Origin of the sequence: Microbacterium atlanticum (assembly GCF_015277815.1) — a bacterium.
GTDB classification, from domain to species: Bacteria; Actinomycetota; Actinomycetes; order Actinomycetales; family Microbacteriaceae; genus Microbacterium; species Microbacterium atlanticum.
In genome coordinates this window covers 785694-809534 of the sequence record NZ_CP063813.1, presented here as the reverse complement: position 1 = coordinate 809534, position 23841 = coordinate 785694, and the positions used below count along the sequence as shown (strand labels likewise).

28 protein-coding genes, 1 tRNA gene and 1 pseudogene are annotated in these 23841 nt (G+C 71.0%); 18 read left to right on the top strand and 12 right to left on the bottom strand.

The window, feature by feature from the left end:
• Window positions 1–12: 12 nt before the first annotated feature.
• Window positions 13–453 carry a MarR family transcriptional regulator gene (locus tag IR212_RS03565; RefSeq protein WP_194397620.1) on the bottom strand — a complete coding sequence of 147 codons (441 nt, stop codon included), beginning with the start codon at window positions 451–453 and terminating at the stop codon, window positions 13–15.
• 194 nt (window positions 454–647) lie between these two features.
• Here IR212_RS03565 and IR212_RS03560 point away from each other — a divergent pair, with 194 nt between their 5' ends.
• Window positions 648–2039 carry a sensor domain-containing protein gene (locus IR212_RS03560; RefSeq protein ID WP_194397619.1) on the top strand — a complete coding sequence of 464 codons (1392 nt, stop codon included), beginning with the start codon at window positions 648–650 and terminating at the stop codon, window positions 2037–2039.
• A gap of 63 nt (window positions 2040–2102) precedes the next feature.
• On the opposite strand, the gene IR212_RS03555 is transcribed toward IR212_RS03560, so the two are convergent.
• Together IR212_RS03555 and IR212_RS03550 are read right to left on the bottom strand one after the other, a co-directional pair.
• Complete coding sequence (locus IR212_RS03555; protein ID WP_228479467.1) at window positions 2103–2897, bottom strand: ABC transporter permease; 795 nt, start codon at window positions 2895–2897, stop codon at window positions 2103–2105.
• Window positions 2894–3961, bottom strand: a complete 1068-nt coding sequence (locus IR212_RS03550; protein ID WP_194397618.1) for an ABC transporter ATP-binding protein — start codon at window positions 3959–3961, stop codon at window positions 2894–2896. Before IR212_RS03550 ends, IR212_RS03555 begins: the two co-directional genes overlap by 4 nt.
• A 62-nt stretch (window positions 3962–4023) precedes the next feature.
• Between IR212_RS03550 and IR212_RS03545 the strand changes: the two genes are divergently transcribed.
• A complete protein-coding gene (locus IR212_RS03545; RefSeq protein ID WP_194397617.1) occupies window positions 4024–5046 on the top strand; it encodes a helix-turn-helix transcriptional regulator in 1023 nt (340 codons plus the stop codon).
• A 26-nt stretch (window positions 5047–5072) separates the two neighbouring features.
• Here IR212_RS03545 and IR212_RS03540 read toward each other — a convergent pair whose 3' ends face one another.
• Window positions 5073–5657: a hypothetical protein gene (locus IR212_RS03540; protein WP_194397616.1), complete on the bottom strand. Its 585-nt coding sequence runs from the start codon at window positions 5655–5657 to the stop codon at window positions 5073–5075.
• A gap of 35 nt (window positions 5658–5692) precedes the next feature.
• A complete protein-coding gene (locus IR212_RS03535) occupies window positions 5693–7108 on the bottom strand; it encodes an HNH endonuclease signature motif containing protein (protein ID WP_194397615.1) in 1416 nt (471 codons plus the stop codon).
• A gap of 208 nt (window positions 7109–7316) precedes the next feature.
• On the opposite strand from IR212_RS03535, the gene IR212_RS03530 reads away from it, so the two are divergent.
• The 7 genes and pseudogenes from IR212_RS03530 (at window position 7317) to IR212_RS03500 (ending at window position 12215) form a co-directional block, all read left to right on the top strand.
• Window positions 7317–7805, top strand: a complete 489-nt coding sequence (locus IR212_RS03530; RefSeq protein ID WP_194397614.1) for a heme-degrading domain-containing protein — start codon at window positions 7317–7319, stop codon at window positions 7803–7805.
• Window positions 7806–7933: 128 nt separating this feature from the next.
• On the top strand, window positions 7934–8353 hold the full coding sequence (locus IR212_RS03525; RefSeq protein WP_194397613.1) for a YciI family protein: 420 nt from the start codon (window positions 7934–7936) through the stop codon (window positions 8351–8353).
• Between the two features lie 24 nt (window positions 8354–8377).
• A complete protein-coding gene (locus IR212_RS03520) occupies window positions 8378–9619 on the top strand; it encodes an RNA polymerase sigma factor (RefSeq protein WP_194397612.1) in 1242 nt (413 codons plus the stop codon).
• Window positions 9620–9785: 166 nt separating this feature from the next.
• On the top strand, window positions 9786–10724 hold the full coding sequence (locus tag IR212_RS03515) for an SDR family oxidoreductase (protein ID WP_194397611.1): 939 nt from the start codon (window positions 9786–9788) through the stop codon (window positions 10722–10724).
• 63 nt (window positions 10725–10787) lie between these two features.
• Window positions 10788–11069 (top strand): annotated as a pseudogene (locus IR212_RS03510) (helix-turn-helix domain-containing protein); the annotation flags it as partial.
• Window positions 11070–11370: 301 nt separating this feature from the next.
• Window positions 11371–11895: a DUF1697 domain-containing protein gene (locus IR212_RS03505; RefSeq protein ID WP_194397610.1), complete on the top strand. Its 525-nt coding sequence runs from the start codon at window positions 11371–11373 to the stop codon at window positions 11893–11895.
• Window positions 11892–12215, top strand: a complete 324-nt coding sequence (locus IR212_RS03500) for a biopolymer transporter Tol (protein ID WP_194397609.1) — start codon at window positions 11892–11894, stop codon at window positions 12213–12215. Before IR212_RS03505 ends, IR212_RS03500 begins: the two co-directional genes overlap by 4 nt.
• Before the next feature lie 20 nt (window positions 12216–12235).
• Here IR212_RS03500 and IR212_RS03495 read toward each other — a convergent pair whose 3' ends face one another.
• The gene (locus tag IR212_RS03495) at window positions 12236–12703 is read right to left on the bottom strand and encodes a hypothetical protein (RefSeq protein ID WP_194397608.1); all 468 of its coding nucleotides are present in this window, start codon (window positions 12701–12703) and stop codon (window positions 12236–12238) included.
• 121 nt (window positions 12704–12824) lie between these two features.
• Here IR212_RS03495 and IR212_RS03490 point away from each other — a divergent pair, with 121 nt between their 5' ends.
• From IR212_RS03490 to IR212_RS03460, 7 genes are all read left to right on the top strand, one after another.
• Window positions 12825–13130 carry a hypothetical protein gene (locus IR212_RS03490; protein ID WP_228479466.1) on the top strand — a complete coding sequence of 102 codons (306 nt, stop codon included), beginning with the start codon at window positions 12825–12827 and terminating at the stop codon, window positions 13128–13130.
• Window positions 13131–13247: 117 nt separating this feature from the next.
• Window positions 13248–14447, top strand: a complete 1200-nt coding sequence (locus IR212_RS03485; protein WP_194397606.1) for a saccharopine dehydrogenase family protein — start codon at window positions 13248–13250, stop codon at window positions 14445–14447.
• A 33-nt stretch (window positions 14448–14480) separates the two neighbouring features.
• Window positions 14481–15260: a class I SAM-dependent methyltransferase gene (locus IR212_RS03480; protein WP_228479465.1), complete on the top strand. Its 780-nt coding sequence runs from the start codon at window positions 14481–14483 to the stop codon at window positions 15258–15260.
• Between the two features lie 85 nt (window positions 15261–15345).
• Complete coding sequence (locus tag IR212_RS03475; protein WP_194397605.1) at window positions 15346–15501, top strand: hypothetical protein; 156 nt, start codon at window positions 15346–15348, stop codon at window positions 15499–15501.
• Window positions 15502–15661: 160 nt separating this feature from the next.
• Entirely contained in the window at window positions 15662–16069 is a 408-nt protein-coding gene (locus IR212_RS03470) for a DUF4383 domain-containing protein (protein WP_194397604.1), read from the top strand.
• 2 nt (window positions 16070–16071) lie between these two features.
• Window positions 16072–16602, top strand: a complete 531-nt coding sequence (locus IR212_RS03465) for a hypothetical protein (protein WP_194397603.1) — start codon at window positions 16072–16074, stop codon at window positions 16600–16602.
• Window positions 16603–16724: 122 nt separating this feature from the next.
• A tRNA-Met gene (locus IR212_RS03460) sits at window positions 16725–16800 on the top strand.
• 116 nt (window positions 16801–16916) lie between these two features.
• Here IR212_RS03460 and IR212_RS17045 read toward each other — a convergent pair.
• From IR212_RS17045 to IR212_RS03445, 3 genes are all read right to left on the bottom strand, one after another.
• On the bottom strand, window positions 16917–17297 hold the full coding sequence (locus tag IR212_RS17045; protein ID WP_228479464.1) for a hypothetical protein: 381 nt from the start codon (window positions 17295–17297) through the stop codon (window positions 16917–16919).
• A 274-nt stretch (window positions 17298–17571) separates the two neighbouring features.
• Complete coding sequence (locus IR212_RS03450) at window positions 17572–17991, bottom strand: hypothetical protein (RefSeq protein ID WP_194397601.1); 420 nt, start codon at window positions 17989–17991, stop codon at window positions 17572–17574.
• Window positions 17992–18066: 75 nt separating this feature from the next.
• A complete protein-coding gene (locus IR212_RS03445) occupies window positions 18067–18249 on the bottom strand; it encodes a hypothetical protein (protein ID WP_194398757.1) in 183 nt (60 codons plus the stop codon).
• A gap of 83 nt (window positions 18250–18332) precedes the next feature.
• Between IR212_RS03445 and IR212_RS03440 the strand changes: the two genes are divergently transcribed.
• Complete coding sequence (locus IR212_RS03440) at window positions 18333–18773, top strand: nitroreductase family deazaflavin-dependent oxidoreductase (RefSeq protein WP_194397600.1); 441 nt, start codon at window positions 18333–18335, stop codon at window positions 18771–18773.
• Between the two features lie 177 nt (window positions 18774–18950).
• The gene (locus IR212_RS03435) at window positions 18951–19757 is read left to right on the top strand and encodes a nucleotidyltransferase domain-containing protein (RefSeq protein WP_194397599.1); all 807 of its coding nucleotides are present in this window, start codon (window positions 18951–18953) and stop codon (window positions 19755–19757) included.
• Between the two features lie 124 nt (window positions 19758–19881).
• Here the strand turns inward: IR212_RS03435 and IR212_RS03430 are convergent, their stop codons facing one another.
• From IR212_RS03430 to IR212_RS03420, 3 genes are all read right to left on the bottom strand, one after another.
• A complete protein-coding gene (locus IR212_RS03430) occupies window positions 19882–21264 on the bottom strand; it encodes a M23 family metallopeptidase (protein WP_194397598.1) in 1383 nt (460 codons plus the stop codon).
• A 239-nt stretch (window positions 21265–21503) separates the two neighbouring features.
• Window positions 21504–22730 carry a glycoside hydrolase family 32 protein gene (locus tag IR212_RS03425; protein WP_194397597.1) on the bottom strand — a complete coding sequence of 409 codons (1227 nt, stop codon included), beginning with the start codon at window positions 22728–22730 and terminating at the stop codon, window positions 21504–21506.
• A gap of 50 nt (window positions 22731–22780) precedes the next feature.
• Window positions 22781–23833: a LacI family DNA-binding transcriptional regulator gene (locus IR212_RS03420; RefSeq protein ID WP_337907619.1), complete on the bottom strand. Its 1053-nt coding sequence runs from the start codon at window positions 23831–23833 to the stop codon at window positions 22781–22783.
• Window positions 23834–23841 lie beyond the last annotated feature (8 nt).

Below are 23841 nucleotides of genomic sequence, written 5' to 3'. Positions count from 1 at the left end.
GCGCGGCGCCCGTCAGTGGCGCGTGCTGACCGTCGCCTCGACGAGTGACGCGAGCAGGGCGGCCGAATCCCCGACCCGCGTCTCATCGGCGGCGGCAACGGCGATCTCGAAGTCATCGTCGAACCGGTTGAGGACCGACCACGGATCTTCGCCGATGTCGATCGTCGCGGTGATGCGGTTGACCCGCCGGTCGTCGGGGTCGACGTCGCGCCGTACGAGGGAGCGGTCCACGAGCCGGTCGATGAGCGTCGTCACACCCGCGGAGGTGATCCCCAGATACTCGCGCAGGGCGGTGGGGCGCGTTCCGGGATTGCCCACGATGAACAGCAGGGCCCGGGCGTCGATGTCGCTGATGCCGAGGGTGGCGCGCGCGGCCACCATCGCCGCGTTGCGCGCGTCCAGGTACTGGCGCAGCGCCTGCCCCAGGGTGAGCCCCGCCGTGTCCCTCGCCATGCCGCCCTTCTCCCTCAGCCCCGTCTCTCACCAGAATAGCTCAGATTGCTAACATCTAGGAAAGTTATCTAAGTTTGCGAAATATCGTCTAGGCTGGGTGGAGTTCGACGATACGTCGCCCCCAGCCCGCCACTGGGCGCCAGACCGCACGGAAGACAGGAGGCCGCCATGTTCAGCAGCACCGCTCTGATCGGATGCCGCAACCTGTCGACCTCTTCCGGCTCGAGCACTCCGTGCTAGGCCTCGCAACGTGCGGGCTCATCGCCGTGGACCGGGACGCCAGGATCCTCGATGCCAACCCGCGGCTGCTCGAGTGGCTCAACTGCGACCGGGATGACGTGATCGGACGGCCGCTCGAAGCGCTGCTGACGCTGCGGATGCCCCTGGCGGGAGCGGACGGGCAGCGCCCCACCGACGCCACGCTGCACGCAGTGTCGGGCGTCGTGCGACCCGTCGTCGTCGGCTCGCTCGGCGAGGACGAGGGGGGCGCCGAGCGCCTCGCGGTGTACGACGTCTCGACGCGGTCCGCGTTCAACCTGGGTTTCCGCGGCGCGGAGGCGAAGACCGAGCGGGGCCGCCAGCGCCTCCAGATCCTCCTCAACGCGGCGGTCGGCTTCGGCAACGTCCGCACCGAGATGGACGCGGCCGAGCTCCTGGTCGATGTCGCCCGGCGGGCCTTCGCCGCGAGCGCCGTCAGCGTGCACATCAGCGGCGGAGACGGACTCGTGCACGCGGCCGGCGTGAATCCGCTCGCCGCGCATTGGCCGCGCGGTCTGCAGCCGACGGGAACGGTGACCGTCCTGGCCGGCGAGGTGCTGATCGTGCGCTCCGCCGAGGAGGCGGACCGCCACGTTCCCGGTGCCGGCATGAGCGACATCTTCCGCGCCGCCGGGGTTCACGCGGCGATCGCGTCGCCGATGCGCTCCCACGGCGACGCGGTCGGATCGATGATCTGCTACTTCGACCATCCCCGCGAGTTCGACGAGGAGGCCGTCCCGCTGGCCGAAGCGCTGTCCAACCAGGCGGCGCAGGCGATCGCGAGGATCCGCCTGGAAGAGACGCTCCGCCGCGCGGCGATGCACGACGAGGTGACCGGGCTGCCCAACCGGCGGCTGATCGAGGAGGACGTCACGCGCACGCTGATGCACGGCTACCGTGCACTCACCGTCATCTTCATCGACCTCGACGGCTTCAAGGCCGTGAACGACCTGCTCGGCCACGCCGCCGGCGACGCGCTGCTGCGCGAGATCGGCCAGCGGGTGCGGGGCGTCATCCGGGAGTCCGATGTGCTCGGCCGGTTCGGCGGCGACGAGTTCATCGCGGTGGCCACGGTCGACGACCCGGATGACGCCGCGGCGCTGGCCGACCGCATCCGCGCCGCGGTGGCCGAGCCGTACCCCGACCTGCCCCCGGGCCTCTCGATCACCGCGAGTGTCGGCGTGGTCACGGTCGGCAACGACGGCGCCCCCGTCATGGACCAGCTCATCCGCGCGGCCGATCACGCCATGTACGAGGCGAAGATGGCCGGCGGCGATCGCGTCGCCGTCGCGCACACAGAGTCGTCCGTGCCCGCGCCCGTCCTCTGAGACGCCCGAAGGCGTGGGATGCCCCGGACCGGCCACGCCGGTTCGGGGCACCCGCTGTTCGGGTCAGCTGCTCCTGCGCATCGCGCGGATGCCGACCGCCAGCCCGACGATGGCCAGCACGATCGCCGCAATCCAGCCCCACAGCACCTCGGTCGCGCCGAGGTCGCCGGCGAACAGCGCCCGCTCGGCCTGCACGACCCAGTTGATCGGGTTCACCGTGGCCACCGCCCGCATCCACGCTGGACCCTCGTCGAGCGGCAGCAGCATGCCCGACAGGATCAGCAGCGGGAAGATCAGCGTCTGCTGCACGCCCCAGAAGAGCCATTCGCGGTCCTTGGTCTTGAGGGCGAGAGTGTACGACAGCGCGCCGAGGCCGACGCCGAACACCGCGAGCAGCAACAGGCCGATGACGAGACCCGGCACGTTGATGGTGAACCCGAACGGCCACGCGATGAGCACGATGATGAGCGCCTGCACCACGATCGGCGCGATCTCCTTGAGCGCGCGGCCCACCAGCAGCGACGACCGCGCGAGCGGCGCGACGAGCGTGCGCTCGTGGGAGCCGGTCATCATCTCGTACTGCAGGTTCGACCCGGTCGCCCCGGTGCCGAACAGCACAATCATGACGAGCACACCGGGCACGAACCACTGCAGGGTCTCCCCCACCGGCGCGCCCGACGAGCCCACCAGCAGCGGCGCGAACAGCCCCAGGAACACCAGCGGCTGCACCAGGCTGAAGATCAGCGTGAACGGGTCGCGCACGACGGGCTTCAGCTCGCGCGTGAGCACGTTCCACGTGTCGCGCGCCGCGTTCGCGCGCACCGCGGTGTCGGGGCGGGTCTGCATCTCGGTGGTCATCGGCTCACTCCTGTCTTCTCGGCCGGCGCGCCGGCGGTTGCAGCCGCGGCATCCGTCGCCTCTGCGGTCTCTGCGGCCTCTTCGGGCTCGGCCTCGCCCTCGCCCGCCTCACGGAGCGTGCGGCCGGTCAGCGCGAGGAACACGTCATCGAGAGTGGGCGGCACGCCCGTCGCGGTCTGGACCGTGAGGCCGGCGGCGTCGAGCTCGCGCACCGCGGACGGCAGCAGGGCGTCGCCGCCGAGCGCGGTGAGGGTGACGGATGGCCCGACCCGCTGAACCTCGCGCTCGGCGAGTCGCTGCACGACGGCGACGGCGGCGGCGGCATCCGTCTCCGAGGCGAAGCCGAACGTCAGCAGGTCGCCGGCGAGCTCGGCCTTCAGGCGCGCCGCGGTGTCATCGGCGATGACACGGCCCTTGTCCATCACCATGACGCGCTCGGCGTAGCGGTCCGCCTCTTCGAGGTAGTGCGTGGTGAGGAAGACGGTCGTGCCGTACTGCGCGCGCAGGTCGATGATGTGCTGCCACAGGTTCGCACGGCTCTGGGGATCCAGGCCCGTCGACGGCTCGTCGAGGAAGATGAGCGGCGGCGCGTGCATGAGTCCGAGCGCGACGTCCAGGCGCCGCTTCTGCCCGCCCGACAGCTGCTGCACCGACCGCGTCGCGAACGCGGTCAGGTCGAGCGACTCGATGAGCTCGTCGGCCCGTGCGCGGGCCGCGGCCTTCGACATGCCGTAGAAGGCGCCCTGGCTGAGGAGCTCGTCGCGGGCGCGCTGCGAGAAGCTGCCGCTGGTGAGCTGCCCGACGTATCCGATGCGCGCGCGCACGTCGGCGGGCCGCTGGAGGATGTCGAACCCGACGACCTGCGCCGTTCCGGACGTCGGCGGGATGAGGGTCGTGAGCATGCGCAGGCTCGTGGACTTGCCCGCGCCGTTGGGCCCGAGGAACGCCACGAGCTCGCCCCGCGCGACGTCGAAGGTGAGGTCGGTCACGGCCTCGACGGTCTTGCCTTTCACGGTGAAGCGCTTGGTCAGCCCCTGCGCTTGGATGATCGATTCGTTCGCCATGCACCCGAAGCTAGAGGGCAATGCGGACAGATCCGGTCCGCGATGCATGAGATTCTTTTCGCATGTCCGATACGACGTCGAGAGCCCTCTCGCTGCTCAATCTGCTGCAGACCCACCGGCATTGGCCGGGGTCGGAGCTGGCCGACCGGCTCGGCGTGACCGAGCGCACGGTGCGCCGCGATGTCGAGCGGCTGCGCGAGCTCGGCTACCGCATCGAGTCCACGCCGGGTGCCGCCGGCGGCTACCGGCTCGAGGCGGGGAGCGCGGTGCCGCCGCTGCTGCTCACCGATGAGGAGGCGGTGGCCATGGCGATCGGGCTGCGGGTCGCGGCATCCCAGCGGCTCGTCAGCGGAGCCGAGACGACCATCACGGCGCTCGCGAAGCTGGAGCAGGTGCTTCCCGCTCCCCTTCGGCGGCGTGTGACCGCCCTGGCCGAGGCGGTGCAGCCGGCCGGGATGAACTCCGGCGCCGCCGTCTCGGGCGAGGTGCTCGGCGAGCTGGCGCTCGCCACGCGCGATCACGAGCGCGTGCGGTTCACGTACACCGCCGCGTCCGGGGAGGTCACGAAGCGCCGGGCGGAGCCGCACGCCCTCGCACCCGCGGACCGGCACTGGTATCTGCTGTGCTGGGACCTCGACAAGGACGACTGGCGCACCTTCCGCGTCGACCGGCTCGCCGCGGTCGAGCACACGAGGGTGCTGTTCGAGCCGAAGCCCCTGACGCCGGAGCAGATCGAGGAGTTCATCTTCGTCGCCCGGTCGTGGGTGCGGCAGGCCGTCGAGGCGGATGCCGTGATGGACCTCCCACTCGACACCATGCGGGAGCTGTTCGGCCAGTGGGGTCAGGGCGCCTCGGACGAGGGCGACGGCCGGACGCGGTGGCCCGTCGGCGGCGCCGACTTCCGCGAGACGATGTATGGCCTGTCGTGGATCCCCGCCGGCATCGAGTACACGACCGACCTCGCGTCGCCCGCGCGCGACGAGCTGCGCGAGACGCTGGAGCGGATGCTGCGTGCGCTGGACGCTCCGCCACCGCCGGTGCCGGCCGAGCGGTCGCGTGAGCGGGAGCGGCAGCTGCGCGGGTAGGTCTGCTCTCGGGCTTCCGCGGCGCGTCACTCCCAGTTGCTCGACAGCGGCCGGGCGGAACCGCGCTGCCATGTGTGGGCTGGGAGGTCGGTGCGCACGCTGAGGCTCTCCTCGAGCGTGCCGTCGTCGGCCGGAACCCACCCGGTGACGACAAGGTCGCCGACCTGCGCACTCGAAGGGTCGGCCGCGATCGCGAGGGCGACCTCGTTCGCCACGGCGATCAGCGCACTGCGCGGCAGCGGCTGGCTGCAGACGTCGGCGGTGACGTCGAAGAGGCCCGCACGCGTGGCGGACGCGACGACATCGACCCCCGGTGCGAGCACCACCGCGGTCGGCAGCGCGGCGTTCGCCGCCGCCGCAGCGATCGCCGCTCCACCCTCGTCGACCGTTCCGCCCTGGCCGACCGCATCCACGCACACGGTGGGCGGCGCGTCGTCCGCGCGCGGGGCGACCGGCTCCTCGCCCTCCTCCGTCGCCGACGCCTCGGTCGACGTCGCGGACGGACTGGACGTCGTGGTCGCGGTGGGGGTCGGCGCCGGCGCCTCCGCGGTGCACGCGCCGAGCGTCATGGCGGCTGCGACGAGCACCAGAGCCAGGGGGAGGGTCCGCATCCCACCCACCGTAACGGCTGGGGCACCACCACCGCTCACGCCGACCTCGCGCGCCGCAGTTCGTTCAGCAGGAGTCGATTCGGTTCTCGCCATCGGCGCTGCGGATCGATCCACCCGGGTGGTCGCACCTGTGGCATGCCGTCGACCATGCGGATCTCCCACCCGCTGCTTTCGATGCCGCGGTGGTGATGCCAGCAGAGCAGCACGCCGTTGTCGACGGCGGTCGGTCCGCCCCGGGCCCAGTCGGTCACGTGATGCACCTCGCACCACGCGGCGGGGACGGTGCAGCCGGGGATGATGCAGCCGCCGTCGCGGGCGCCGATCGCCTTGCGCTGCCAGTGGTTGAACACGCGGTCCTCGATGCGCAGCGCCTTGATCGCCCCGTTTCGCGCGAGCGTGAGCCGGTGCACGGTGCCGTGACAGCCGACGTGCCGGGCGAACGACGTCGAGACAGGAACCGGGCCGCCCGCGCTCTCGACGAACGCCACGCCGTTCGGCCGGGTCAGGTCGTCTTCGGTCGTCGTGACGATCAGCGTCGGCGCCGCCCCACCCAGCGTCGGGGTCTCGGCGGCGCCGGCCGCGGCGACGAGGATCGACGCGAACGCGTCGTGCCGCTTCTGGTCGACGGTGCGCGGGTCGCACACAGCTTCGTCCGAGGCACCGGCGCTGTCCGCGTCGGTGAATCGCGGCAGACGGTCCTGGGCGCGCGGGTTGAGGTGCGCGTCGACGAGTCGGTCGAACTGCGCCGCGACGTCTTCGGTCACGTCGCCGGAGATCCGCCGCAGACCGCGCCGCGAGCGCCGGCTGATCCGGATACCGCGCATCCGCTCGGCGTACTGCTCATCCGGCAGCGTGCCGTCCGGGTCGAGGTACAGCGCCCAGGTCGTCGCCATCACCTTCAGCTCGTGGATCCCGCACGCCGGCTCACCGCCGTCACCGACCGCGGCAGCGACGAGCTCCGACTCGGCGGCCTCGAGTTCGTCGCGCGAGCAGCGCCCCTGCAACGGCCGCAACGCGTCGACGATCGTGGTGAGCGCGTCGGCCCCGAGTCGTCCGGACACCAGCGCCACGCGGGCGTGCTCGAGCGGTGCCGGCCGGGTCTGCCCGGTGAGTGTCACCCGCCCCGTGATCGCCTTCGCGTCGCGCAGGCGCGACCGCGCCGTCGCCGGCGAGACCCTGGTCGCGCGCTCCATCAGTTCTGCCGCGAAGCCGCACCCGAAGACCGCCGTGATGCTGTCTTCCCCGAACTCGGAGTCGGCGCGACGCCCCACCTCACCGGCCAACGCCAGGCGTGCGGCATCCGTCACCCGCCCCAGCCGCTCGATGGCCTGCAGGGCTTCGACCAGCTCGCGGTGCGACAGACCCCGCTGAGCCTCGGCGTGGAGCGCCGGACCGACCAGCGCGACGAGCGCTTCAGCAGCGCCGTCGAGGTCGGCCAGCGGGAAGTCCATACCCTCGATTCTGGTGAGGGGTTCCGACATTCCCGCGTCCAAAACCGCAGGTCGAACGGCATTCTGTTGATAAGCCGCGACACGCCGCAGAACAGCTCACCTGGGGAGGAACCGGCATCCAGACCGGCCCAGCCACGCCAGCCCTCCAGCCCGGCCACGCCACGCATCGCTGCAACCCGCCCAAACCCCTCCCCGGTAGGTTCGACGCATGACCGACGACATCGCCGCCCAGCTCGCCCGCGTCGAGGCTGAGGAGGCCGACGTGGTGCTCCCCCGCTTCGATGTGACGGATGCCTGGACCCTCGGCACCCGCATGCGCGAGGCCGCCGCGGACCGGCGGCTGCCGATCGTCATCGGGATCACACTCGGCGAGGCGCGGGTGTTCCACACCGCGCTGCCCGGCTCCAGCGCCGACAACGACGGATGGCTCGACCGCAAGACGCGCGTCGCCCGCCGCTACGGCCGGTCGTCGTTCGGGGTCGGCCTGTCGTTCCGGGTCGCCGGCAGGGACTTCGACACCGACGGGCGCCTCGACACGACGCAGTACGCCGCGCACGGCGGCGTGTTCCCGATCACGATCGAGGGCGTCGGGGTGGTCGGCACGGTCGGCGTCTCGGGCCTCCCGCAGGCCGAGGACCACGCGTTCGTCGTCGAGCACCTGCGCGCCTGGCAGGCGGATGCCGCGTCCGGGCGGTGACCGGACGACCGACGCCGACCGCCCCGGAAAAATCTTCTCTGATCGATGTCGATTCCTCCGCCGCTCGTTCGACGCGATAGTGAGAGGGACGAACGGTCACCTCGAAGCATCCGAACAAGGAGTGGGAAATGAAGCACATGCTGATCATGCGGGCGACCCAGCAGGCCGTCGAGGACTACGCGAACATGGACTTCGAGGCGATCATCAACGCGATGGGCGCGTACAACGAGTCCATGATGACGGCGGGCGTCCTCGTCGCCGGCGAGGGCCTCGCACAGGAGGCCGGCTACGTCGTCGACTTCGCGGGCGAGACCCCGATCGTGAGCGACGGCCCTTACGGCGAGGTGCACGAGCTGTTCAACGGGTTCTGGATCATCCAGACCTCCACCGCCGAGGAGGCGATCGAGTGGGCCAAGCGCGCACCGCTGACGCCCGGCAACAAGCTCGAGGTACGGCGCGTCACCGACGAGACCGACTTCGCGGGCTTCGAGGGCAACGAGTACCTCGAGAAGGAGAAGGGCTGGCGGGCCGAGCTCGGCACCGAATGACCCTCGTCGAGAAGCCGCACCACCATGGATGACACCCGGCGAACGGTCGAGGCCGTCTGGCGCATCGAGGGACTTCGGATCGTGGCATCCGTCGCCAAGATGACCGGCGACCTCGGCCTCGCCGAGGATGTCGCCCAGGAGGCGCTCGTCGAAGCCCTCGGGGCCTGGCCCAGGGACGGCCTCCCCTCGAACCCCGGAGCGTGGCTCACCGCGGTGGCGAAGCGTCGCGTCATCGACGCGTGGCGGCGGCGCGAGCGGCTCGACGAACGCTACGCGGCGATCGCGCACACGCTCGACGAGGCGACCGACGACGAGTGGCGGCCGATCGACGACGATGTCATGCGCCTCGTCTTCACCGCGTGCCACCCCGCGCTCTCGCGCGAGTCGCAGGTCGCGCTGACCCTTCGCGTGGTCGCCGCCCTCACCACGGAGGAGATCGCGCGGATGCTGCTGACCACCGTTCCGACGGTGCAGGCGCGCATCACCCGGGCCAAGAAGTCGCTCGCCGCCGCCCGTGTGCCGTTCGAGACGCCCGACCCCGCGGAGTGGAAGGACCGCCTCTCGGCCGTCCTCGGCGTCGTCTACCTCGTCTTCACCGAGGGCTACGCCGCCACCGCCGGGGACCGGTGGGTGCGCCCGGACCTCGCCGACGAGGCGCTGCGCCTCGGCCGCATCGTCGCGGAGCTCCTCCCCCGAGAGCCCGAGCCGCTGGCGCTCGTCGCACTCATGGAGTTCCAGCGCTCACGCTTCGCGGCCCGCGAGTCGCGCACCGGCGAGCCCGTGCTGCTGGCCGACCAGGACCGATCCCGCTGGGACCGCGGGCAGATCCTCCGTGCCGGCGAGGTGCTGAAGAAAGCGGATGCCGCAGCCGCCGCCCGCGGCATCGGTCGAGGTCCGTACGCGCTGCAGGCGGCGATCGCGCAGTGTCACGCGGTGGCCCCGAGCGTCGAGGAGACGGACTGGAACCGCATCGTGCTGCACTACGAGGTGCTCGGCCGCATCGCCCCGAGCCCGATCGTCGAGCTCAATCGTGCGGTGGCAGTGTCGATGGCTTCCGGTCCCGCCGACGCGCTGCCCATCGTCGACCAGCTGGAGGCGTCGGGCGCCCTGCGCGGCTCGCACCTGGTGCCGAGCGTCCGCGGCGAGCTGCTGGCGCAGCTCGGGCGCGTGGACGAGGCGCGGTCCGAGCTGCTGACCGCCGCCGCACTCACCGCGAACGCCGCGCAGCAGAAGGTGCTGCGGGCCAAGGCCGACGCGCTGCGCTGAGCGGGTCCCCGACCGCCGGGCTCGGCGCCGCACCACCCGCGCTCCCGCCGCAGGCCGGCCCACCGATCCCCAGCCAGGGACCCGCAGTCCCCGGATGACCGCGCCCTGAATCCCCTTCCGCAGTCCGCCGAGCATGGAGGCAGCCACAGACAGAAGGAGCCGCCCCATGCCCAAGCCACTCGATATCCCCGTCCCCGACCTCACCGGAAAGCTCGCCCTCGTCACCGGCGCGAGCGACGGCGTCGGCCTCGAGATCGCCGCACGCCTGGCGCGCGCCGGCGCCGACATCCTGATGCCCGTCCGCAACCAGCAGAAGGGCGAGGTCGCGGCGGCGCTCATCCGGGAGCGAACTCCGGGTGCTGGCATCCGCGTGCTCGCCCTCGACCTCGCCTCCCTCGACTCGGTCGCGGCGCTCTCCGAGACGCTGACCGCCGAAGGCGCCCCCATCGATCTGCTGATCCTGAACGCCGGCGTCATGAACCCGCCGGCCCGCCAGGTCACCGAAGACGGGTTCGAGCTGCAGCTCGCAACGAACCACCTCGGCCACTTCGCGCTCGTCGCGCGGCTGATGCCCCTCCTCATCGAGGCGAAGGCGCACGTCACGAGCCAGGTGAGCGTCGCCGCCGATCAGGGCGCCGTCAACTGGAGCGACCTGAACTGGGAGCGCGACTACGACCCGATGAAGGCGTACAGCTCGTCGAAGATCGCATTCGGCCTCTTCGCGAAGGAGCTGCAGAGGAGATCGGATGCCGCGGGCTGGGGCATCCGCAGCACCCTCTCGCACCCCGGCATCACGCCGACGAACCTGCTCTCCGCCCAGCCCGGCATGGGCCGGCCCCGCGACACGACGGCGGTGAAGGTGATCCGGGCGATGTCGCGGCGCGGCATCCTCGTGGGCACGCCCTCGTCGGCGGCGCTGTCGGCGGTGTACGCGGCGACGAGCCTCGAAGCGCGGGGCGGGCACCTCTACGGGCCGCAGGGCTTCCGTCACCTGGGCGGCCTGCCGGCCGAGCAGCCGCTCTATTCGCGACTGCAGAGCGAGACCGATGGCCGGCGCGTGTGGGAGCTCTCGGAGCAGCTCACCGGCGTGCACGTCGCGGCGTGACCTCGCCGACGGTGGGATCCCCGGTCCCTGGATGAGGAATGACGGATGCCCCAGACTCGGGTGATGGACAGAGCTCAGCTGGCCGACTTCCTGCGCCGGCGCCGCGAGGCGCTGCAGCCCGAGGACGTCGGGCTGCGGCGCGGGTCGCGGCGTCGCACCGCGGGGCTCCGGCGCGAGGAGGTCGCCGCGCTGTGCGACATGTCGACCGACTACTACAGCCGGCTCGAGCAGGCCCGCGGGCCGCAACCGTCGGAGCAGATGCTCGCCGCGATCGCCCGCGGGCTGCGACTCACGCTCGACGAGCGCGACCACCTGTTCCGGCTCGCCGGGCACACCGCGCCAGACCCTCCTCGTGCTCACGGCCACGCCCGGCACCGAGAGCTACGAGCGGCTGCAGCTGCTGTCGGTGATCGGCACGCAGCAGCTCGCCGCGGAGCGCTGAGCCGGCGCCGACAGCGGCCGGCGGCATCCGCTCTTCCGTGCTGGCGGTCGTTGCGATCGCAAGAGCACGAACCGCCGTCTCGCGTGGATGATGGGCGCCCTGGCGGCCGGGGCGCTGATCGTCGCAATCGGGATCTACATCGTCGAGTCGACGCGCCTGCCCTGGACCTGAGCACTCGCTGCGGGTGAGGCATACGCTCGCTTCATGCGCTGCGTCGCCTTCCTGCGGAACGTGAACCAGGGTCAGCGCGGTCACCCGTCGACGGCCGACATCGTGGACGGCTTCGCCGATGCCGGATGCCCCGACATCACGATGTTCCAGAGCAACGGCACGGTCCTCTTCGAGTCCGACGATCCCGCAGAGACCGTCGTGAGCGCGGCAGAAGCGATCGCCGCCCGGTCCGACCACGACCGCGACGCCCTGTGGATCCCGTTCGCCGACCTCGTCGCGATCGTCGACCAGCACCGGGCGACGCCGGAGCCACGGCGGCACGAGTTCACCCTCCACCGCGGCGGCACGGTGGACAACAGCCACCCCGACGCGCTCGCCCTCGAAACGCGGGCGCAGTGCGCGATCGTCGACGCCGGGCCGGGCTGGGCGCTCGTCCGCAACGACGTCGACGGACAGGGCAACGCCACTCCCCTGCTCGAGCGCCTCACCGGCGACCGGGCGACGTCCCGCGGCCTGCCGACGCTGATCCGCCTCGTCGACCGCTTCGGAACCCCGTGACCACGGCTGCCGGGAGCGAGGGCGCAGCCGACGACGAACGCTGGCTCGTCATCGACGGCCGGCGCTGGCGGCGCACCGATCCCGCGCTGCCCGCCGACGTCGTCGCGGCGCTCACTTCTCACCTCGGCCGAGGACGCTCGGCCGTCCGCGTCGCCAAGAAGGACGAGGATGCGAATGCCGTCGCCGACGCCCGTCGCCGGGTGAACCTCGCCAAGCACGGCCTCGGCGAGCGCGGTGAACCGTGGTGGGACCTGACCGTCGAGGACCGACTCGCGCGCGCCCGCGATGCCCTGCGGCAGCTCGACGCGCGGGAGACCTAGCTGCGGGACCCCCCTGCGGCTCACGCGAGCCCTGACATCGCCTCCCGCCACAGGCCGCGCAGCCGCCGGTTCGGCTCGGGCGCGATGCGGTTGCCCGAGCGGAACTGGAACCGCCACGCCACCTCGGGGACGACCACCTCGAGCACGTCTCGCGGCACCCGGTCTCCTTCGGCCACGAGCTCGTCGAACGCGACGTCGACGAAGCTCGCCGTGCGTCGCGGATCGGCGAAGTGCACGTCCTCGTACGGCTGCGTCAGCACCGTGGCGTGCCCGATCAGCCCGTACATCCCGCCCTGCCGCAGCAGCCATGCGTCGGTGCCGGGTGCGACCTCCTTGCGCGCTCCGACCGACCACTGCGTCACGAACGGCTGACCGGACTGCACGCCCGCCACGACGCCCGCGTACGTGCCGGGCCACCCGTCCCACAGGCTCGGATTCCAGCCCAGGATGATGCCCGCGTCGCGCCAGTGATCGGATGCCTCGGCCACCAGCCGACCCTAACCCGGTGCGACCCCCCTCGGGCTCGCAGGTGCGGGTCGCGGCATCCGACGCTCTTCGGTTCGCCGTGACGGCTACCCTCACCCCCCGGCCGTGCCGCAGACTCGACGTGTGAGCGAGCTGCACGTCGTGACGCTGGTCGTCGACCTGCCGATCACGAAGCCCGACGCGTTCGACACGATCGCCTTCGTCGCGGACGGTCAGGTCGAGGGTGCCGGCACCGTGCGCCCGCGGGTCTGGCTGAGCGCCGATGCGTGGGCGCAGGTCGAGATCCCGAAGTTCGCGGATCCTCCCCCGCTCGCGGTCGACGTCTGCTCCGAGGTCTCGCTCGAGGTCGCCTCGTTCCACGCGCGCCGCCTCGCCGCCGCGCTCGAAGCGGTCGGCTGGAGCTTCCGCCCCGAGCGGCCCCTGCGCTGACCACCCCTCGCCGGCGGGCGCGTCCGCCTCGACGACGCGCCCACGAGCCGAGAACGGTGATCCGCCCGGCGCAAGCCGCTGTCGCCCCGACCGCGTCCACCCCTACGCTCCCCTTCTATGACCCCGAACGACCGCGACCACGACATCGTCCTGCTCGGCGCCTCCGGATTCGTCGGCAGGTACACCGCTCGGCACCTGGCGCGGTCGGCGCCCGAGGGGGTGCGGATCGCCCTCGCCGGCCGGTCGACCGCACGCCTGAACGAGGTCAAGCGCGAGCTCGGCGTCGACTGGCCCGCGATCGAGGTCGACACGACCCATGACGACGCGGTCGGCCGAGTCGCGGCATCCGCTGCCGTCATCGCCACCACCGTCGGACCGTACCTCCGCTACGGCGCGCGCGTCGCGGCGGCGTGCGCCCGCGCCGGCACGTCGTACGCCGACCTGACGGGCGAGAGCATCTTCGTCGCGCGCAGCATCGAGCGCAACCACGCGGTCGCCGAGCGCACCGGGGCCAAGATCGTGCACTCGTGCGGCTTCGACTCGATCCCCTCCGACCTCGGGCTCGGCCTCGCCCACGCAGCCGCCGGCGGCGTGCCGATCGTCGCGGCGACGCTGAGGGTGCGGTCGCTGCGCGGCGGCATCAGCGGCGGCACGATCGACTCGCTGAGGCAGCAGCTGAAGGAGGCGAGAACGGATGCCTCGGCCCGCCGCCTCCTCGCGAACCCCTACGCGCTCACCCCCGGGCCGTCGGTGCGCCTGCCGAGCCGGGCCCGCACGGGCTGGGGCGCGGAGCACGGGACATGGCAGGCGCCGTTCGTGATGGGCGGCTTCAACCAGCAGATCGTGCAGCGCAGCAACTACCTCACCGGGTGGAGCTACGGGCAGCTGATGCAGTACCGCGAGGTGGTGGCGACCGGGCGCGGCGTCGGCGGCTTCCTGCGAGCGAGCGGGATCACTGTCGGAACAGCGGCCCTCGTCGGCGCGATGGCGTTCGCGCCGACGCGCGCACTGCTCGACCGGGTGCTGCCGTCGCCGGGAAGCGGTCCGAGCGACGACGCGGTCGAGCACGGGCGCTTCGCCCTCGACGTCGACGTCTACCCGGTCGAAGGCGAGCCGGTGCGCACGCGCGTCGCGGCGCCGTACGATCCCGGCTACGGCGGAACCGGCATCATGCTCGCCGAGTCGGCGCTGAGCCTCGCCCTCGACGACCTCGGCGACCGCGCCGGCGTGCTGACCCCGATGGTCGCCATGGGCGAGCACCTTGCGGCGCGGCTGCGCGCGCAGCGCTTCACGCTCGAGGCGGGATCGCTGGGCTGACCGGAGCCCGGAGCGCCGCGGTAGTCTCGCGGGGTGGCCGAACTCCCCGAGCATGTCGCTGTCAACCGCGAGTACTGGGACGGCATGGCCCACGAGTGGGTCGAGGCGGGTGAGCGCTCGTGGAACCAGGCCGAGCCGGCGTGGGGCTCGTGGGGCATTCCCGAGAGCGAGCTGCATCTGCTGCCCGACGACATGACCGGACTGCAGGCGATCGAGCTGGGCTGCGGCACGGCGTACGTGTCGGCGTGGATGGCCCGACGCGGAGCGGTGGTCACGGGCATCGACAACTCGCTCGAGCAGCTGCGCACCGCCGAGCGCCTCGCGCAGCAGCACGGCGTCGCGCTGGAGCTCATTCACGGCAACGCCGAGGCGGTGCCGAAGCCGGACGAGTCGTTCGACTTCGCGATCAGCGAGTACGGCGCGGCGATCTGGGCCGACCCGTACCGGTGGATCCCCGAGGCCCACCGCCTGCTCCGACCCGGTGGGACGCTCGTGTTCCTCGGCACGCACCACCTCGTGAGCGTGTGCTCGCCACTCGACGGTTCGTTCCCGATCCCGCGGACGCTCGAGCGTCCCTACTTCGGCGACCACCGCCTCGACTGGCGGGATGCCGCCGACGACCCGGGCGGCATCGAGTTCTCGCTGCCCTTCTCGGCGTGGATCCGGCTCTTCCGCTCGACCGGGTTCGAGGTCGTCGACTTCGCCGAGATCCAGGCGCCGGCCGACGCCGTCGGCACGAAGTCGGGCATCACCGCGGACTGGGCGCGGGACTACCCGAGCGAGCACGTGTGGACGGTCCGCAAGGCCGGCTGACCCGTCCCGCGGAGCGGCTCGCTCAGACTCCGGCGAGCTCGTCAACCCGTTTGCGCGGTTCGACGCCGTCTCGTGGACTGGAGGCATGACCGACGCAACCCTGCCCCCGCAAGAGCCCGGCCCTGAGCCCGACACCACGACCGCGGCCGAGTCAGAGCACCCCGACGACAGCATCGAATCCGAGGCTTCGCCGGCCATGCTCGACCGCGACGATGACGCCGTCGACGACTTCGAGATCTAGCATCACCTCACCCGCCGTCCCGGCGGTATGACCCGACGTCAGCGCGGCACTCGGCCGGCTGGCCGGTGACGTCCGCCGCGGCATCCCATCCGATTCCGAGCCCGCCTCGAAGACCTCTCACAGCACGGCAGATCGCCGTTGACAACAGAGAGGTCTCACTATGGGCTCTTCACCGAACCGCATCGTCGCCACGGTCTTCGGCGCCGTCTACCTTCTCGTGGGCCTGCTCGGGTTCGCGTTCACGCAGGGCGTCGGCTTCGTCGCCACCGAGGGCGGGCTCCTGCTCGGCATCTTCGAGGTGAACCCGCTCCACAACGTGGCGCACCTCTTGATCGGCGCGGCGCTGCTCGCCGCCGGCCTGCGCGGCGCGCGTCCCGCCAAGATCGTGAACATCACCGTGGGGGCCGCGTACCTGCTGCTCGGGCTGGTCGGCTTCTTCCTCGTCGGCACGCCGGCGAACATCCTCGCGCTGAACGCGCCCGACCACTTCCTGCACCTGGCCAGCGCCCTCGTGCTGCTCGGCGTCGGACTCGCTGCCGAACGCTCGTCCCGCGTCGCCACCGCGTGATCATGCGACTCGAGGCACCCGCGACGGAGCGCGCGGTCACCCGTGCCCCGTCGTGGGTGCCGGTCGCCGCGTGGGGCTTCGGCCTGGTTGCAGTCGCGCTCGGTGCCGCCGCGACCGTGGCGGCACAGGCCGACACGCTGTCGCGGGTGCTCGGCGTCATCTCTGTCGTGGTGGGGCTGGCTGCGCTCGCCTGGGGCGCGGCCAGCCTCGCCCTGGGTCGCACGCTGGCGCCGCGGCGGGCAGTCGCCGGCGTGTCGGCGGGGATGGTTACGGCGCTGACGTTGCTCGCGACCGAGCCGGGGCGCGCGAGCGTCTTCGCCATCGGCCTGCTCATCGCGCTCGGAGTGGTGGTCGCGTGCGGCATCGTGTGGGCCCGGCGTCATCCGTCCGGGCGGACGAGTCTCTGGAGCCTGGTCGCGGCAGCCGCCGTCGTCACGGTGGTCGTCGTACCGGCGTTGGGTGCATGCCAGGGCGCGGCTCTCCTCGATGCCGACGGCACCGTGCTGCCGATCGTCACCCACGACGGACACTGATGACGGATGCCTCCACCGCCGCGTGCTGAGCCACGCGGCCGGCCGCGTCACATCTCGTCACCGTCCGACACGCTCTGACACTCACGAGCGGTGGGTGCGATTCGCGCCTAGCGTGGGGTCATCGCGGCGGTCCGGGCGGTCCCGGGCTCCGGTTCATACCCGGCAGCGCTGCGGGTTCGACTCCCGCCGTCGCGTCCATCCCAGCCCACAGACGTGCCTGGGCGGTTCGCGCACATCGGCCTTCACAGTTCAGTCGCTGAACTCCTCGCGCAGCTGCCGGGCCACTGAACTGGTGGATACCGCTGGGCCGCTCTCTAGCCGACTAGGTCCCGTCCCTGTGCGGTGATAGCCCCGCTGCTCTCCATCGTCAGCTGGCAGGTGCCCGCGACGATCTGGTCGCGCGTGCAGGAGACGTCGCCCGAGATCGATATCAGGTTCTGGCCGGTGACGGTAACGATCGTGCCGACAGGGAATCCGAACGTGCAACTGGCACTGCCGCCACCGCTGGTAGTCGTGCACGTTTGAGTACCGAGACCGGCCGCGGTCAAGGTGACGCTGGCAGTCGGCGGGTCGACGCCCAGCGGTCCACCTGCGCCCGGACGGACATGGACTGTCAGAAGCCCGTTGAGCTGAGCCGGCACGCAGGTGAGGTTGACAGTGGTGACTCCTTGCGGGCTGACGCTGGCGGTGCTCAACGAGGTGGTACCGCTTCCCCCGGGCCCGCAGCTAAGTCCGACCAAGTCCTGAAGGGAATCGACGCCGCTCCCTTCCGGTCCGGCAGGGCCGATCGGACCTGGAGGGCCGATGGGTCCGACCTCTCCTTGCGCACCGGCCGGTCCGGCCGGCCCAGGATCACCCTGAGGTCCTGTGACGCCGGGGGGACCCGCGGGGCCGGTCTCACCCTGGGCGCCCGCCGGTCCGGCGGGTCCGGGCTCGCCCTGAGGTCCGGCTGGTCCCATCGGGCCGGCGCTAATGGTCGGTGCGGCCGACTTCCTCTCCGACTTCATTCACGACGACCACGCGGACCAAGTGCGGCATCGGCGCGTCCGAGCCCGTCGAGGCGAAGTTCCGGAATGCCATCGCGACGCCGACCCCTTTGACCCCCGGCGACAGCTCGGTGATCGTTACTCTCATCTCGGTGTCGTTCAACGGGTCGATGGAGCTGACGTTGCAGGCCCAGCCGATTGCGTCCTTCACGCACGCTTCTTCGAGTGTGGGCTGCTCGAGCTGTGCGGCGATGTACGCCCCCACGAGCTCGCCCGAGGGAACATCGGTGACCGTGTCGGTCGCTGCCGAAGGGCTCACCTCCGCCGGTTCGCCGACTGGCGGAGCAGCCCCACCCACGCGCCCGTCCCCGCTTGAACAGCCGGCCAAGACCATCACTGCCATCGCAATCAGGATTCCGCGAGCCGGACGAGCCACCTTGCCACTGTAGGGGGAGAACATTGACCGCATGAGGACCGGCTATCGCTCGTCCGGCTTCATCATCCTGATGCCGATGAGAACCAGGGCGGCGCCGATCGCGGCGGCGCCTACGAGCGCGACGGTCGACCCGCCGCCGAGCGGGAGCAGCGTCCCGAAGACCGCCATGGCGACACCAGTCAGGAGGAGAGCTGCGATGTAGATTGCCACGGCGGAGAAGTTCACCCCCAAACGCTATCGCCGTTGAGTGAGCCGATGCGCGCTGCTCGACGACCGGCGCGGCGCGGCGCGGCGCGGCGATCAAGTTGATGGTGGGGAATGCGAGCAGCAGCGAGATTGCTGCAACGGGTGTGGACAACGACGTCAGCACCGCCTTGTACCGAAGTCAGCTCATCGATTTGACCACCACCGGCCGCCGTAGCGGGCTGCCCCGCCGCATCGAGATCTTCCTGCACGAGGAGGACGGTGTGCTGTTCATCACCGGGATGCCGCGTCGAGACCGCACCAGGGACTGGATACACAACATCACAGCCGACCCCCACGTCATCGTGCCTCTGAAGAAGGGCATCGAGGCGGACATCCCCGCCACGGCGCGGGTGATCACCGATCCCGAGGAAGCTCGGCCGCTCATCGAGGCTGCCGCACGCCGATGGCGCAGAGACGATGTCGACGAGATGATCGCGCACAGTCCCCTCATCGTGCTGACTCCGACTTCCGCGCCCGCCGATGGCGAACGCTTGCCGAGGTGAAGGCGATCGCCACGGCGACGATCCGTGAGGCGCCGACCTCCGCAATGAGCCTGTCGAACGTCACCGACGGTCGACACACTGGCCTTGAGTGGCTGAGGACGATCGCTGCGACTCCCTCAACCCGAGAGCGGAGGCGTGGATAGGGAAGGCGCAGACCCAGTCGCTATCGTCCCGGGTATGCGCGATCCTGGTGAGGGACTGACGAAGGACGGCTTCATCCGGACGGGAGTCTCGCGCGCGAGGGTCCCGCTGGCATTCGAGCCGGTCATCGTCGATGCAATAGCAGCCTTCGATAGTCTTCGTCGGGGCGCCGCCGCGGCTTCGGCTTCGGATGTCGCGCTGCTGCTCTATGGTTCCGTCGCGACGGGAATGGCGCAGCCTGGCCGGTCGGATGTTGATCTCGTCGCGGTAGGTGTGGATCCTGGGCATGCGGAAGCGCTGGCCCGCGAGCTCTCGATGGCCTACCGGTCGATCTGTCGAGAGGTCGCGGTCGGCACAGCAATGCGCCGCGACTACGAAGAGGCGGGCGATGAGGCCTACGGCAACCGCGTCTTCTTCCGGCACTACTGCGTCCCCCTGGTGGGCGAGTCGCCCGTGCAGGCCGTGAACTTCCTCGGGGACGCCCGTGCGGCACGCGGATTCAACGGTGACATCCAACGCGCGCTCACCCGGTGGCGCCGGGGACGCCGCGAAGGTCTTCCTTTCCTGGCCAAACAGATCGGCCGGAAGACGCTGCGCGCGGCCGCAGGACTGGTCAGCATCACTGAGAGCACGTGGACGACGGACTGCGGCACTGCCGCCGCTCACTGGCGCGCGCACCGCCCCGAGCTTGCGTCAGACCTCTACACGCTGTTCAGGTGGAGCGAAGAAGCGCCGGCTCGTGCGCAAGACGTGGCCGAGGCGCTGTCTGAAGACGGCGTTGTCGGCCGCATCGCCAGCGACTTCTCGGACCGAATCGGGCTCTGGGACGCCGCGTCAAACTGAACCGTGCTGTGCCCACTCGCGGATCCTCTGTATTCGGTCTGGCCGGCCGCCCGTTGCGTTTCCTGGTGTGCGCCACTCTGCGCGTCCCAACCGCCGCGAGGCGGTCTGGACGCGCGCTCCTCATTCAAGGAAAGTCGAGGATGGTCAGGGCAAGGGGCAGTGCATTCTCGCGTGGTCCGGGGGGCGGCTCGTCGATCAACTCACCCGAGTCCGCGTCGATGGATCCGACGACGGTGAATTCTTCGAAGACGTACGGCACGCTTTCCGACGAGAAGATCAGGGGGGTGCGGCTCAGCTGAAAGTGCAAGTGCGCGGCAGAGGAGTTGCCGGAGTTGCCGAGCCGCGCGATCTCCTGTCCCTTGGTCACGGTGTCACCGACCCGAACAGTCGGAGAGCCGGGGACGAGGTGATAATAGACGGCGAAAAGGTCGGGGACGAGTTCGAGAGCGATGAGGTTGCCCCCGAGGTTGGCCAGGGTGAAGCCGGGGCCGAGGGGCAGAGTTCCTGGGGCAGTGTCCGGGTCGGTGCTGTGCACGGCGACCACGGTCGCGTCCGCGACCGCGAGCACCGGGGCGCCGTACGCGCGATAGCTCTCGTTGTCGTCAGGGTCGCCGTCGACCTCGACGAGGGCTTCGTACCCCCTCGCGCGGGTCGATGCCACGTCGATTCGGCTCGCATCGATCGCGAATCGCTCGGCACCATTGATACGGCCGCCCACCGGCAGAAGGACGTTGCGATGCCCGTTGAGGGTGCAGCATGCGTTGGAGATCAGCCATCCCTGCCCGCGAAGCGGGGCGCCGACCACCACCGGCTCCTCATTCGAGATGGTCATGGTTCCGCCGGATTGCGAGACCTCGTCAGGCCACAGCACAGCGATGCCGCCCACTCCCGACTCCGCCGACCCAAAGGATGCGCTGATCTGGTGTGTGACCGATGCCGGGATGGCCTCGCGGGTCTCGTACACGTCATCGAGCACCAGCAACGCCGTCTTTCCTGGCGGGATCCACAGCGCGGCGCTCGCGCCGTCGGCAGCGGATGCCGCGGAGCCGTAATCGGCGACGACCATCATTCGCGCGGCGATATCGTCTTGCGACAAGCTTGCCACCCTGCTGCCGTCGGGTGCGAGCGTCTCCACAGATGTGAGCACGGCGGGCCGCGGGGAGAAGTTCAGGACCGTCAATTCGTAGGCGACGTGGAAGTTCTCGTCCGATCCCCGCACGGGTATCGGCGCAGGCGCGACCGCGTCGATCAGGAGCGGGCTCATCACATCGGCCTGCGCGCTCCAGTCGGCATTGGTCGGCGTCTCCCTGGCCGTCGCTGAGGAGCTCGTCGGCGCTGCTTTCGGAGCGTCTGCGGTGCATGCGCTGATGGCGCCGGCGGCGAGGAACACCCCTATCGCGCTCCAGAGCCGCGCGCGGAACCCCAGCCGATCGTGTGGATGGCTGTCCACGTCAACGCGCGGCAACCCGAGATCGGCCAGTTCCGACGACCCCACCGTCGCTGACATGGCCCAAGTCAACTCGTCGAGCCGTTCTCCCACAAGAGATCCGGCCAGCTCCCGCGGGCGCGAACCCGGCGGGCCCGTGTCGCGCCTGCAGGGCTCCGCCACGACTCAGCTAGCCGATTCGGGGAGGTCGCTTCTGACATGAGCGCCTGTGCCACCGCCGCACGTGCCCGACAGACATCAGTGAGCGCGTCGCTTGACCGCAGATAGGGCGTTCCCCCGCAGGCTGCAAGGCCCCCGCGTCACGCCAGCCCGTACACCAGCACCTCCCCCGCCGTCGCCGACACCTCGAGCCCGCCCCCGCGCGGCTCCACTGCGGCGGCGAACACACCGGCGTCCGACGACACCTCGAGCACCGGCCCATCCACGATGAGGCGCACCACACCCGCGGCAGGCAGCGACGTCTCCCCCGCCCCCGTGGTCACGATGACTCCCCCACCTCCACGCGCGATCGCCACCACGAGGTCACCGCCCGACGCCATGGTCAGCGTCCCCTCGAGGCACGCCCATTCGATGTCTGCGGCGAGCCCGTCGACGCGACCGTCCGGTCGAACCGCCGTCCGATGCGCCGCGACATCCGGATGGGGCCGCGCGACCAGCCGGCCGTTCTCGATGGACAGCCGGTACGGAACGCTGTGCGCGCCGGCCCAGCCGTCGCCCTGGATACCCCGCAGCCAGAACGTGAGTGCCGGCATCCCATCCGCGTCTGTGAACAGCGATGGCGCGTAGAGGCTGTCTCCCCAGGTCAGCCGCTCCCAGTGATCTGCGATGAAGCGGCCGTCGGCGAACGAGCCCAGCGCGTAGGCGGCGTAGTGCAGCACGTCGTCGTCCCAGATCGACGACACCATCGCGGCGCGGCCGTCGAGCTCGAAGATCTGGGGGCACTCCCACAGCGCACCCATCCACACCGGCTCCCGCTCGTCGGAGTGTCGCTGGAGGGCGACGCCGTCGTACTGCCACGAGTCCAGGTCAGGCGAGGTGTAGGTCAGCGCATGAGCGGTGCCGTCGCGGCCGGCGGCGCCGACGAACATGCGCCAGCCGTCCCCCTCGCGCCGGATGAACGGATCGCGGAAGGCGATGAGGTCGAGCTCCGCCGGCGCCTCGACGACGACGCCGCCCTTCGTCCACTCATTCCACGACGCGTCCGTCGGGCGCGCGACGCGCACCCGGCCGATGCCGAAGTCGGGAACCGACGTCGCGGTGTAGAACGCGCGGGCGTCGTCGCCGTCGTGCACGACGCATCCGGTCCAGATGCCGTCGTCGCCGTCGCCGGGGGCGATCGCGACCGGGCCCTCCCGCAGCGTGAGCAGATCCGGGCCGGTCGCGTGGCCCCAGTGGCACTCGGGCGCCCACGTCGTTCCCGAGGTGACGTGCTGGAAGAAAGCCTCGTACCGGCCGTCGCGGACGGTGATGCCGTGAGGGTCGTTGATCCAGCCGGAGGCAGGGGTGAAGTGGAGCGCGGGGCGCATGGTGCGCGGCCTCTCGGTCGAAGCGGGTCGTGGAAAGTGAATACAGGTGGTCAGGCGGCGTCGGACGCGGCCTGCGCCGGCGGCGCCACGGAGTCGCGGCCGATCACCGGGCCGCGCAGCAGCGCGGTCGGGGCGTCGCCGGTGGCGCCGTCGATCTGGTTGAAGAGCTGCTCGGCCGCCCACACGCCCATGTCGTAGTGCGGCAGCTCGATCGTCGTGAGACCGGGATGCACGCCGTCGGCGACGTACTCCTGGTTGTCGAATCCGACGATCGAGACGTCGTCGGGAACGCGCAGCCCGAGCTCGGCGGCAGCACGGTAGGCGCCCATCGCGAGCCGGTCGTTGAAGCAGAAGATCGCCGTCGGCCGGTGCCGGCGCGAGAGGAGGTCCCTCGCCGCCTCATAGCCGCCGGGCGCCTCGGACTCGACGGCGACAACGGCGAGCTCCTCGGCGGGCAGCCCCGCCTCGGCCATCCGGGCGCGGAAGCCCTCGAGGCGACCCGACGACGCCGGGATGTCGTCGATGTTGTTGATGAACCCCAGGCGCCGGTGCCCGGCGGCGAGCAGCGTCTCGGCGGCATCCCGACCGCCCGCCTCCTCGTCGGGCGCCACCCAGGGCACGCCGGGAGTGGTGCACTCAGCGTTCAGGAACACGGTCGGCACCGACGCGAGCCGCGCGGGCAGCTCGACCTCGCGATGGAACATCGAGGCGTACAGGATGCCGTCGACCTGACGCCGCAGGAGCTCCTCGATCGCCCGCTCCTCGACGTTGCGCTGATACCCGGTCGAGACCACGAACAGCACGGCATCGCGCGACATTGCGACCTCCTGCGCACCGAGGATCAGCTTGCCCGCGAACGGCGTCGTGACGATCTCATCGCCGATGAGCCCGATGGTGTTCGAACGCTGCGTGCGCAGCGATTGCGCCAGCACGTTCGGCACGTAGCCCAGCCGCTTCGACACATCGAGGATCCGCTGGCGCGTCAGGGGGTTCACCCGCAGCCCGGGGACGTCGTTCAGGACGTGGGAGACCGTGGTGATCGACACGCCGGCCTCGGCCGCGACCTGCTTGATCGTGACTCGCTTCTGCTTCACCCTGTTCATCTCCGGCT